Genomic DNA, 11688 nt, shown 5'->3' on the forward strand with positions numbered 1-11688 from the left:
CCGGGAGGCCTCATGAGCGAGCAGCAGCCGACCCTTCTGCCCTACGCCGACCCCGCCTTCGTCGCGGATCCGTTCCCCCTGTACCGGCAGCTGCGCGAGGACGGTCCCGTGCGCCGCGTCGTCGTCGCGGGCGGCCTGGACGCCTGGCTCGTCACCCGTTACGAGGACGCCCTCGCGGCCCTGTCCGACTCCCGGCTCAGCAGCGACGTACGCGATGCCTCGGACAGCCGGATCCTGCGGCAACTGCCCGAAACGGAACGCGATTCGATGCTGAGCAACATGCTCCGCAGCGACCCGCCCGACCACACCCGGCTGCGCCGCCTGGTGTCCAAGGCGTTCACGGCCCGCCGTGTGGCGCAGATGCGGCCACGGATCCAGGCCGTGACCGATGGTCTGCTGGACGCGGTCGTCCCGGCCGGGCACGCCGATCTGGTGGCGGACTTCGCGCTGCCGCTCCCGGTCACGGTGATCAGCGAACTGCTCGGGGTCCCGGTGGACGAGCGCCGCGACTTCCAGCACTGGACCGACCGGATGCTCAGGCGTGGCGAGGAGCCGCCCGACCCCGCCGTCGTGAACGAGGCGTGGCAGCACATGCGCGCCTACCTGACCGGGCTCGTCCACGCCAAGCGGTCGCACCCCGGCGACGACCTGCTCAGTGACCTCGTCGCCGCCCGCGACGCGCAGCAGCGGCTGAGCGAGGACGAGTTGATCGCCATGCTGTTCCTGCTGCTGGTCGCGGGCTACATCACCACGGTCAACCTGATCGGCACGGGCATCGCCACGCTGCTGGCCCACCCGGACCAGCTCGAGCTGCTGCGCTGCGACCCCGAGCTCCTGCCGGGCGCGATCGAGGAGTTCCTGCGCTACGACGGCCCGGTCAGCCCCGGCATCGCGCGGTTCGCCCGCGAGGACGTCGAGATCGCCGGGGTGGCCGTCCCGCGCGGTGCGACCGTACTGATCGGCTCGGCCGTCGCCGACCGCGACCCGGAGCGGTTCCCCGACCCCGACCGCCTCGACATCACCCGCCAGGACAACGCCCACCTCGCGTTCGGACACGGCATCCACTACTGCCTGGGGGCACCGCTGGCCCGGCTGGAGGGCCAGATCGCCATCGGCACGGCCCTGCGCCGACTCCCCGGGCTCGCCCTCGCCGCGGACCCGGACGGAATCCGGCGGCGCCCCGGTGGACTGCGCGGCCCCGAGAGCCTGCCGGTGACCTTCACCCCGGGCGGCTGAGGCCGGCGGCCGGCGCCGCCGCCCGGTGTCCCCCCGGGCCGTCCCCTTCGGATCCTGCCGGTTCAGCCGCCCTCCTCGGAGAAGTGCTGGTAGTCCGGAGGGCTCCAGCGGCCGCCCCAGTACCAGCCGACCTCCCGGAAGGCCCGGGTCACGACCCCGTCCGGGGTGATCATGCCGGGGCGGACTCGGCCGCGGTCGAGATGGGCGCTCCCGTTCGGGGGATGGCTGGTGCCGCCGACGTCGACGTACGGGTTCTCGACCGGGTTGATGTCGATGGCGTCGCCCCAGGAGTGCCGGGACAGCCGCCCCGGGTCCCCGGTGACCTGGCGGCAGTTGAAGGCGGAGGTGTTGTCGTCGGCCATCGCTGCGGCGTCGCTGCCTCCGTACTCGGCCATCACCCGCATGCGGCGGATCGGGAAGCGCTCGGCGAAGGCCTTCCCGAAGGCCTTCAGGACGGGGGCGACCACGTCCTCGTGGACCACCAGTTCGCCGCTGTGCACCCTGCCGTCGAAGCCCCAGTGGTTCATCCGGACGAGCCGCAGCCGCTCCGGCGGCACGGGGCAGCCGGGGTGGTGGGTGGCGGCCAGCTTCTCCGGGGGGACGGCCATGACGTGCGCGGACAGCGTCTTCACCCCGGGTTCGCGGGCCATCTGCATACGCGGCTCGAAGCGTGCCCCTGTGCATGACAACGCCGACGCGCACAGGGTGCCGGTCAGGGCGACGCAGGCGAGGCGATGGCTCACCGTTCCACCGTAGGTTCGCCCGGCCCTCCGGGCATGCCGGACGCGACGGCTCCGGGTTCCGCGGGCGGGCGGGGACGGGCCCGGGCGGCGAGTACGGCGACGTCGTCCTCCGCGTGCCGGGCGTCGAGGCCCGCCACGACGGCGTCCACCACGGCGTTCACCCCCGCTCCCACCGGGGGACGCACTCCCACCAGCCGGGCCAGCGAGACGTCGATGTCCTCGCCCCGCCGCTCCACCAGCCCGTCGGTGAACATCAGCAGGGTCTCCTGCGGGGTGATGGCGCGCGTGACCGCCTCGTAGCCGCCGATACCGGTGCCCAGGGGCGGGCCGACCGGGACGTCGACCAGTGCGGCCGAGCCGTCGGCACCGAAGACCGCGGGCGGCAGGTGGCCGGCGCCCGCGAACATCGCGACGCCGCGCGCGGGATCGACGCGTACGAGCAGGCAGGTCGCGGGCCGGCGGGCCGCGTCGTCGGCGGCCAGGGCGTCGAGCTGGCGCAGGACGCGGTGCGGGGCGAGGTCCGTCGACGCCACGTCGCGCAGGGTGGAGCGGTAGGCGTTCATGTCCACGGCCGCGTCGAGCCCGTGGCCCATCACGTCCCCGACCACGAGCAGGGTGCGCCCGTAGTGGAGGCGGATCGTCTCGAACCAGTCGCCTCCCACCAGTGTCCGGGGGCCGGCCGGCAGGTAGCGGCTGGCCACCTCCAGGTTGGGGTGCGGGCGGCCCGGCTCGGACACCAGCGCCCGCTGGAGGTTCGAGACGGTGTCCTCGGTGGCGGCCAGCTGCCGCGCGTGCCCCAGGTGCACCGCCGCCAGCCGGGCAGCGAAGTGGACCGTCGCCGCCTCGTGGTCGCCGAATCCGGCCCGGGCGCGGACGGCGGTCACTGTTCCGTGGGTCTGTTCCCCGTCCGGCAGCGGGACGGAGAGGACGTGGACCGGAACGCCGTCGGTGACGGTCGCCCACTCGGAGAGCCGGTGACCGCCGTCCGACGCCCGGACCGAGGGCGCCGCGCCGGTGTCCGCCGTCAGCAGCGCGACGGTTCCCGCCGTCGCCACGCGGCGGGAACCGCCGTCCTCCGCCAGGAGATCGACGGCGACCGCGTCGCACACGTTCCGGGACAGGAATCCGGCCAGTTCCTGGCAGGTGGTCACCGCGTCGAGGGTCGTACCGATCTGCCCGACGGCGGCCTCGGCCGCCCGGACACGGGCCCACAACCCCTCGGGCCCACCCGCGGACCCGGTGGGCCTCCCGCCACGCTCCGGCAACGGACCTCCTCGCCATGGACCGCCGATACGGCCATTCCAGCAGGAGTACCGGCCGCAGGCACGCACGGCGCGCCCCGCGGTCCGTGCGGTCCGGGGCCGCGCGTGGCGCGCCGGGTCCGTCGAACACGTTCCCGAGGTGGCCAACTCCCTTGCCCCGGTCGGCCGATGGTCATCCGGCACGGGTGCCCATCGGGTGTGCCCGAGGGCGTATCGTGCCCGCATGCCCGCCGATCTGATCCGTATCGTCTCCCGCGATTCTCCGATGGCCCTCGCCCAGGTGGCGCGCGTCCGCGCCGAGCTCGCCGCACTCCACCCGGGGATCAGGACCACGGTCCTGCCGGTGAAGACCACCGGCGACAAGTGGATGGGAGACCTCTCGCAGGTCGAGGGCAAGGGCGCGTTCACCAAGGAGGTCGACGCCGCGATCCTCGCCGGTGCCGCCGACCTCGCCGTGCACTGCGTCAAGGACGTCCCGGCCGACCGTCCGCTGCCCGCCGGAACCGTCTTCGCGGCGTTCCTGGAACGCGACGACATCCGCGACGCGCTGATCCACCCGGAGGGCCTCACCCTCGACCGGCTCCCGCCGGGTACCCGGGTCGGTACCTCCTCCGTACGCCGGGTCGCCCAGCTCGCCGCCGCGTACCCGCACGTGGAGTGCGTGCCGATGCGCGGGAACGCCAACAGGCGCCTGGAGAAGCTCGCCGCCGGTGAGGCGGACGCGCTCCTGCTGGCCGTCGCCGGCCTCCACCGCATCGGCCGCGCGGACGTCATCACGGAGATCATCGCGGTGGACACCCTGATGCCGCCGATCGGCGCCGGCGTCCTCGCGCTCCAGTGCCGGGAGGACGACACCGAACTCATCGACACCGTCAGCGCCCTCGGTCACCCGGACACACACCGCGAGACGGTCGCCGAGCGGATGCTCCTCCATGTCCTCCAGGGCCATTGCAACAGCCCGATCGCGGGGTACGCGCGGGCGGAACGCGGAGGGGATCTCTCACTCCGCGCCTGCGTGTTCTCACCGGACGGCAAGGAAGTCCTGAACGCGCACGAGTGGGCCGGCCGCCTCGACCCGGCCACCCTCGGCACGTCCGTCGCCGTCGCCCTCCTCCGGCAGGGCGCCCGGGAGCTGATCGACAGCATTCCGCACTGACCCCACACCCGTGCGGGTCGGTGCGTGCGGACGCACCGACCCGCCTCGGTACCCCGCACTGCCCAGACCCCCGTCCGGGGCAGTGCGTTCACCGGGACCGGCCGTCCTAGGCTGCCGGTACCGACGCGGCCAGGGCGGCCAGGGCGAAATCGTCTCGGGTCAACTCCACGGATACTCCTCGCAGAACGGATCACTGACAGGTCCTCGCGGGCCGAAAACCCCTGCGGACAGCGGTTCTTCGGTGCGCTGTACCAGGCCGACGGACCCGCCGTCCGCACCCCGCGAGAACGATCACCACGCTATGGGGGGCGAGCCGCCGGGCCCAGGGCAGCTCACGCCAGCCAGGGGACCGTCCGCGCCACGGGGGGACGCCACACGCCGAGTTGAGGACGTCCGGCGCCGCACCGGGCGGACGATCCGGCGATTCCCGCTCGTCTATGCTCAGCCCCTGTGATCACGCGAGCCCACCACGGAACCACCTCCTCCGCCATCACGCGGCTGAGTGTCACCGCGGCGCGCCTGTTCGGCATACCCGCTCACGGGTACGCGCACCTGCTGGGCCTGGCGCCCGAACACCTCAACGACGACCTGTGCCGGACACCTGCGACCACGGGCATCCGCATCGCCGAACTGACGACCGTCCGCGTCCCCTGGCCCGAGCTGTCCCTGCTGCTGGCCGAGCAGTCGGGCCTCGGCACCCTCGGCGTCTGGGACTACCTGATCACCTCGGCGCCCACGCCGCTCGAAGGCATCCGGGACGCCGCCGCCTACCTGGCGATCGTCGCCGACCCCGGCACCGACGCCTTGCGGATCACCGAGGACGGCGAGCAGGTCGTCCTCAGCCACGTCAACGACGCGGATCCGGACTACGAGCCCGCCTGCGCCATCCGCGCCTACGCGCTCGGCCTGTACCAACGGCGCCTCAGCGCCGCCGCCCAGCGCTCCCTCGTCCCCCTCCGCGTCACCCTGGCCGCCCGGACACCCCGCCGGCACGACGCCCTGATCGAGCTCTACGGCACCCGCAGCATCGAGTTCGAGGCCCCGAGCAGCTCGCTGACCTTCCTCGCCGCCGACCTGACCGGATCGACTCCGCACGCGCAGCCCGGACTGTCGACCGTGCTGCGAAGACACGCCGACCAGACCCTCGCGACCGCGATCCCGCTGCACAACTGGCTGGACCTCTTCCGTACCGCGCTGGCCTCCGTCCACGACGAGGCCGTTCCGACGCTGCCCGCGGTGGCCCGGCGCATGGCCGTCAGTCCGCGGACCCTCCAGCGCCGACTCGACGAACACGACACCACGTGGAGCAACGAGGTGGAGGCCGCACGCCGCGACCACATCACCCGGCTGCTCCACGGCACCGACCTCAGCATCGACGCGATCGCCGCCCGCAGCGGCTACGCCGACGCGCGCGCCCTGCGCCGGGCGGTACAGCGCTGGTACGGTGCCACACCAGGCGCCCTGCGCCGAACCGGCCGCCCGACCCCGGCCGACCCGTCCGCAGGCCCCGCGCCGCAAAGCCGTGGCCCGGTGGCGCGGTCCGTGACGCCACTCGGGACCGCGACACGCTGATCTGGGGCACCCCGATGCAGAGGAGAACCCCGTGGGCGAGGTGGTCCTGTACGGCTCGGTGTCGGTGGACGGCTTCATCGCGGACGAGAACGACCGGCCCGGACCGCTGTTCGACTGGTTGTCCGGCGGTGACGTCCCGTTGGACGAGAGCGGCGAGGTGAAGGTGTCGCAGACCTCCTACGACTACACCCGGCCGTACTGGGACCGGATCGGGGCGACGATCGTCGGCCGCCACGTCTTCGACATGACGGACGGCTGGGACGGGAAGCCTCCCGGCGGTATCGACCACGTGGTCGTCGTGACGCACCGGCCGGCGCCCGCGGGCTGGGACCCCGAGGCGCCGTTTCACTTCGTCGACGGCGTCGGGGCGGCCGTGGCCAGGGCACAGGAGCTCGCGGGTGACCGCATCGTCGAGGTCGCCGCGGGCGACGTCGGTGGCCAGGTGCTCGCCGCGGGCCTGATCGACGAGGTGCGCATGGACGTCGTACCCGTCGTGTTCGGGTCCGGCAAGCGCTACTTCGGGTCGGCCCGCGCGCAGCACCTGTTGGAGGATCCCGAGGTGGCGATCCAGAGCAACCGGGTGCTCCACCTGCGCTATCGGGTGCGCCGTTGACCGGTCCGCCGGAGGGTGCCGCCGTGTCGTCCGGACGGCGCGCTGCCCGCTCGCCTGCGGGGCGGAGCCGTCGGCCGGCCCTACCGTGGGCGGCATGGCCCCTGACGAGACGCCCCCGGCCGGGTCCCCCGGCGCAGCCGCCTCCGGCGCGGACGACGAGCAGGCCTTCGATCGCGATCCGCGCTTCGCCGCCGCGCGGCTGAAGGAGCGGCTGTACGCGACCATCACCATGATCTCGGTGGTGATCGGGCTCGCGGCCTCCGATCACATCAGCGCCACCGGAGCCGCCGCGACCGTGCTGACCACCGCGCTGGGCCTCTGGCTGGCGGCGCTGGTCGCGGACCAGCAGGCCCACCGTGTCGTCCACGGCCGTCTGGCGACCGGCCACGAGCTGCGCCGCATGCTGTCCGTCAGCAGCCCGCTGCTGCTGTCCGCCGTGGGACCGCTGGTCCTGATCGGTGCGGCGGCGCTCGGGCTGATGGCGGTGGACACCGCGCTGCTGATCTCGGCCGGGGTGAGCGTCGCCGGGCTGTTCACCTGGGGGTGGTACGGCGGCATCCGCATGGGTGACGGCACGGGTCTGGCCCTGCTGGCCGGTGCCCTGGACGCCGCCATCGGCACCGCGGTCGCCCTGGTCAAGGCCGCCGCCGGCCACTGATCGCCGCGACCGGCCCGCCCGGCCGTCCCCGCGCCGTCGCGGGGACGCGAGAATCCCGGACCCGCCGTAGCGTGGAAGCATCAGAGGCACTCCGCGGTGAGGGGCGATGCGCCATGACCTGGGCTTCGTGGACGACGACAGGAGTCTTCGCCGGACGTGGCGGAGTACGCACCGAGGAGGCGGGAGTCCTCACGGGCGACCTGACCGTGCACACCACCTGGTCGAGCCCGGAGGCCCATGTGGCGGTGCAGTACAGCGGCGGGTCGGACTGGTTCACCGTGACCGGCAGTCCGGTGCACTGCGAATCCGAGGAGTTCAGCCGCCTCCTGCACCAGACCGTGGTGGATGCCGTACGCGCCGAGGGGGCCGCCACGGTCCCCCAGGACCTGCCCGAGGACGCCCGCCGGGTCCCGGGCGCGCCGGCCTCCTGATCACTTCGCCTCGGCGAGCCGGACCGCGTCGGCACCGGCCGGGAAGCGCAGCCTGCCGGTCGTGTCGTGGGCTGCCCGCCACACGGTCTCGGCGACGTCGCTCTCCCTCGTGTACAGGTCCTGGCCCATGAACTCCTCCATTGCCTGCTTCGCGAAGGCCGCGTAGGGCGCCGGAACCAGTTCGTCCGGCGCGACGCCGTTCGTCGCCCGGTGCCCGAAGTTCGTGGTCAGGCAGGCGCCCGGCTCGACGGTCCTGGCCCGTACGCCGAAGGGCGCGAGTTCGAGTGCGAGGGATGCGGTGAACCCCTCGACGGCCATCTTGCTCGCCTTGTAGACGGCCGAGAGCGGCATGTGGCCCAGCACCACGCTGGAGGTCACGTTGACCACCACACCGGAGCCGCGCTCGCGGAACTGGGGCAGTACCGCCTGCGTCATCGCCATCACGCCGAACGTGTTGGTCTCGAATACCTCCCGTACCCGGGACATCGGCGTGCCTTCGAACACTCCGATCGAGGGCACGCCCGCGTTGTTGACCAGGACGTCGACGGGCCCCGCCGCTTCGAGCGCGGCGCTGATGCTCCCGGCCTCGGTGACGTCGAGCCCGACGACGCGCAGCCGGTCCGATTCGGGCAGGACGCCCGTACGGGGCGTCCGCATGGTGGCGATGACGTTCCACCCCTGCTCGTGGAAGTAGCGGGCGGTCTCCCGGCCGTAGCCGGAGGAGGTACCGGTGATGAGAACGGTCTTCATGGTGTGCCCCTCGCGATGTGGTGGGATGTGCGGACGAGCAAGCATTTTCCTGCTCCCCGGAAGAACTCCTGATCCCATTGAATCGCTCTGACCTGCACAGACAGTAGAACTATCCTCCCCGCTCCTTGCACGATCCTCTCTGATCGCCCGGTCGCTCAGGGCAGGGCGGCGCCTGCGGGGACCGAGGTGCGTACGGTGTTCCGCAGGCGGGCCGCGTCCCGGCTCGGGGGTGCGCCGAACTGGCGGCGGTACTCGCGGCTGAACTGCGACGGGTTGTCGTAGCCGACGCGGTGGCCGACCCCGGTGACGTCACCCGGGTGCGTGGCGAGCAGCAGCCGGGCCTCCTGGAGCCTGATCTGCTTCTGGAACTGGATCGGGCTCATCGCGGTCACCGCCTGGAAGTGCCGGTAGAACGCGGAGACGCTCATGCCGGACAGCCGTGCCACGTCCTCCACCCGGAAGGGCTCGGCGTAGTGCTCGCGGATCCAGCGCACCGCCCGGGACACGTGGCTGAGACCGCTGTCGGCGACGCCGAGCTGGCGCACCGCCGCCCCCTGCTCGCCGGTGATCAGGCGCCACAGGATCTCCCGCTCGACGAGCGGGGCCAGCACGGCCCGGTCACGGGGTTCGTCGAGCAGGCGCAGCATCCGGACCACCGCGTCGAGCAGGGCGGGCGGGGCGTCGCTGACGGCCATCCCCGACGGCGCGGCGGCCGAGCCGCTACGGGGGGTGCCCGCGGGACCGGCCCGCAGCAGCAGTTCGGCGATGGCGGACGGTTCGAGCACGAGGCCGAAGCCGAGGGCCGGCCGGTCGGGGTCGGCCCGGGTGAACTGCCCGGTGACCGGCAGGTCGACGGATGCCACCAGGTACTGGCCGGCTCCGTACTCGTAGACCCTGTCACCCAGCGCGAGTCGTTTGGCGCCCTGGGCGATGACGGCCAGGACGGTGCCCGACATGGAGGGCGCGGGCGGCTCGGGCCGGTCGACCTTCGAGATCAGGACGCCGTCGATGGCAGTGGTCCAGTCGGGGCGGGCGTGCCGCGCCAACAGCGTGCGGAGCTCTTCGAGGCACATGCCTCCATTGCAGCACTCTTGGTGTTCGGATCGGCTCCCCGCTCTTTCCGCTACGGCTCGATCACGAGGATGCCGTACCCGGCGAAGGCCGCCGCTGCGAGCGCCAGCAGTGCGAGTCGGCCGGCCGAGAGCCACAGAGCGAGGAGCCGGGCTCGACCGGTCCCGGCCCGTGACACCAGGGTCGACGTCACGGCCAGGGAGGCGCCCAGCGCGAGCGCGGCCGCGAAGAGGGCTGGAGCCGTGGGCGAGGTGGGTCCGGTGGCGGGACCGTAGTCCTCCTCGACGCCGGGCAGCAGGAGGGCGAGGACACACAGTCCGAGGGACCCCAGGGCAGTGGCCAGGACGTCGAAGGCGAGGACCAGGGCCCAGCCGACGGGCAGCCGACGGACCGCGGGCCGCCTCTGTTCCACTGCCATGTGCTTCTCCGTGGGGTCGTTCGTTCTCGGCATGTGCGGCCGAAAATAGCCGACCCGCCGACCCGCCTCGGACCCTAGGTCGTGGCCGCCCCGAACCAGGTGGGCAACCGGTCGAGCAGGTCCTGCTGATCGTCGCCGACCCACGCCACGTGGCCGTCCGGGCGCAGCAGCACCGCGGGCACGTCCAGTTCCTCGCCGACATCGACGACGTGGTCGACACGGTCCGCCCAGCCCGCCACCGAGAGCCGGCCGGTCCCGTCCAGCAGGAGTCCGCGGCCGTCGTGCGTCAGCTCGTAGAGGCGCCCCTGCTTCAGTGCGAGGTCCCGCATGCGTCGGCCGAGCAGTTCGTGCCCCTCGCCGAAGTCGTAGCGGATCCCGATCGCGGTGATCTTCTCGATCAGATACCGGTTGACGTTCTCGAACTCGATCAGCTCGGACAGCAGCCGGCGCACCGCCCGGGCGCCGGGCTCCGTGGACATCAGCTCCATCTGCGCGCGGGTGTTGTCCAGTACGTCGGCGGCCACCGGGTGGCGTTCGGCCTCGTAGGTGTCGAGCAGCCCCTCCGGCGCCCAGCCGGCCACCTCGGCGGCGAGTTTCCAGCCGAGGTTGAAGGCGTCCTGGATGCCGAGGTTGAGGCCTTGGCCACCGGTCGGCGGGTGGATGTGCGCCGCGTCGCCGGCCAGCAGCACCCGGCCGACCCGGTACCGCTCGGCCTGCCGGGTGGCGTCGCCGAACCGCGAGAGCCAGCGCGGTGAATGCACGCCGAAGTCGGTGCCGCCGACGGCCCGCAGCCGTTGCTTGAACTCCTCGAGGGTCGGCGGAACGGAACGGTCCGCCGCCACTCCCTCGGCGGGCACGACGACGCGGTACACCCCGTCGCCGAAGGGCGCCGCGCCGAACCGCAGCTGCGTCTTGCGCACTTCGGCCATGACGGCGGCCAGCGTCTCGGGCTCCGCGGTCAACTCCATCTCACCGAGCAGCGTCTCGACCCGGGAGGGCTCGCCGGGGAATCCGACGCCGAGCAGCCCCCGCACCGTACTGCGGCCGCCGTCGCAGCCGACGAGATAGCGCGAGCGCAGCCGAGTACCGTCGGCCAGCTCCACGGTGACCCCGTCCTCGTCCGCTTCCCCGTCCTGGCTCAGCCCGACCAGTTCGCACCCGCGCCGGATCTCGGCGCCGAGTTCGGCGGCTCGCTCGGCCAGCAGGCGATCGGTGGTGGTCTGGGGGATGCCCAGCACGTAGGAGTGGGCGGTGTCCATCCGGTCGGGCCACGACGTGCCGAGGCCGGCGAAGAAGCCGCCCACCTCGTAGCGCCGGCCGTGCGCGAGGAACCGGTCCAGCAGGCCGCGCTGGGCCATCACTTCGATGCTGCGCACGTGGAGGCCGAGCGCGCGGACGTACGGGGCCGGTTCCGGCTCCTTCTCCAGTACGAGCACGTGCACACCGTGCAGCCTCAACTCGCAGGCCAGCATGAGACCGGTCGGTCCGCCGCCGACAACGATCACGTCAATCATCAGGATTCCCCGTTCGACAAGGTCGGTCTCGCCAGTCGCTCCGCATGCCCGCCTCCCTGCGGGCTCGTACACCGGCATAGCGGTACGTACGTCGCGAATCCCTGATTTCGTCAGGTTCTGGCTTCGATCGGAGATTCTGCTCCACGACCCGGGTCTTGCCGCAAGGCCCCTGGTGCGCTATATCTTGAGAGTGGCAAGGAGTCGGTGACTCCCTGCCTTTTCTTTTTGCGGTCCGCTGTCAGTGCCCTGCGGGAACGCGAGAGG

At 72.6% G+C, this 11688-nt stretch carries 12 protein-coding genes; 6 read left to right on the top strand and 6 right to left on the bottom strand.

The window, feature by feature from the left end; all coding sequences use genetic code 11:
- The first annotated feature begins 12 nt into the window (after positions 1-12).
- Positions 13-1236 (top strand): cytochrome P450 family protein, encoded by a 1224-nt coding sequence (locus ACXNSR_RS01175; RefSeq protein ID WP_458640248.1) that lies wholly within the window; start codon positions 13-15, stop codon positions 1234-1236.
- Positions 1237-1298: 62 nt separating this feature from the next.
- On the opposite strand, the gene ACXNSR_RS01180 is transcribed toward ACXNSR_RS01175, so the two are convergent.
- Both ACXNSR_RS01180 and ACXNSR_RS01185 read right to left on the bottom strand, forming a co-directional pair.
- A complete protein-coding gene (locus ACXNSR_RS01180) occupies positions 1299-1979 on the bottom strand; it encodes a M15 family metallopeptidase (RefSeq protein WP_458640249.1) in 681 nt (226 codons plus the stop codon).
- Positions 1976-3244, bottom strand: a complete 1269-nt coding sequence (locus ACXNSR_RS01185) for a PP2C family protein-serine/threonine phosphatase (RefSeq protein ID WP_458640250.1) — start codon at positions 3242-3244, stop codon at positions 1976-1978. Before ACXNSR_RS01185 ends, ACXNSR_RS01180 begins: the two co-directional genes overlap by 4 nt.
- A gap of 220 nt (positions 3245-3464) precedes the next feature.
- Between ACXNSR_RS01185 and hemC the strand changes: the two genes are divergently transcribed.
- The 5 genes from hemC (at position 3465) to ACXNSR_RS01210 (ending at position 7671) form a co-directional block, all read left to right on the top strand.
- Positions 3465-4397, top strand: a complete 933-nt coding sequence (gene hemC, locus ACXNSR_RS01190) for a hydroxymethylbilane synthase (RefSeq protein ID WP_458640251.1) — start codon at positions 3465-3467, stop codon at positions 4395-4397.
- A gap of 450 nt (positions 4398-4847) precedes the next feature.
- Positions 4848-5969, top strand: a complete 1122-nt coding sequence (locus tag ACXNSR_RS01195; protein WP_458640252.1) for a helix-turn-helix domain-containing protein — start codon at positions 4848-4850, stop codon at positions 5967-5969.
- Between the two features lie 31 nt (positions 5970-6000).
- Positions 6001-6582: a dihydrofolate reductase family protein gene (locus tag ACXNSR_RS01200; protein WP_458640253.1), complete on the top strand. Its 582-nt coding sequence runs from the start codon at positions 6001-6003 to the stop codon at positions 6580-6582.
- A gap of 94 nt (positions 6583-6676) precedes the next feature.
- Positions 6677-7240: a hypothetical protein gene (locus ACXNSR_RS01205; protein WP_458640254.1), complete on the top strand. Its 564-nt coding sequence runs from the start codon at positions 6677-6679 to the stop codon at positions 7238-7240.
- Positions 7241-7353: 113 nt separating this feature from the next.
- Complete coding sequence (locus ACXNSR_RS01210; RefSeq protein ID WP_458640255.1) at positions 7354-7671, top strand: hypothetical protein; 318 nt, start codon at positions 7354-7356, stop codon at positions 7669-7671.
- On the opposite strand, the gene ACXNSR_RS01215 is transcribed toward ACXNSR_RS01210, so the two are convergent.
- The 4 genes from ACXNSR_RS01215 to rox form a co-directional block, all read right to left on the bottom strand.
- Positions 7672-8421 (bottom strand): SDR family oxidoreductase, encoded by a 750-nt coding sequence (locus ACXNSR_RS01215; protein WP_458640256.1) that lies wholly within the window; start codon positions 8419-8421, stop codon positions 7672-7674. It lies immediately after the preceding gene.
- 155 nt (positions 8422-8576) lie between these two features.
- Positions 8577-9494 (bottom strand): AraC family transcriptional regulator, encoded by a 918-nt coding sequence (locus ACXNSR_RS01220; protein ID WP_458640257.1) that lies wholly within the window; start codon positions 9492-9494, stop codon positions 8577-8579.
- Between the two features lie 50 nt (positions 9495-9544).
- Positions 9545-9910 (bottom strand): hypothetical protein, encoded by a 366-nt coding sequence (locus tag ACXNSR_RS01225; protein ID WP_458640258.1) that lies wholly within the window; start codon positions 9908-9910, stop codon positions 9545-9547.
- A 74-nt stretch (positions 9911-9984) separates the two neighbouring features.
- Positions 9985-11424: a rifampin monooxygenase gene (gene rox, locus ACXNSR_RS01230; protein WP_458640259.1), complete on the bottom strand. Its 1440-nt coding sequence runs from the start codon at positions 11422-11424 to the stop codon at positions 9985-9987.
- Between the last annotated feature and the right edge of the window lie 264 nt (positions 11425-11688).

It is taken from the genome of Streptomyces sp. NC-S4 (assembly GCF_054353315.1).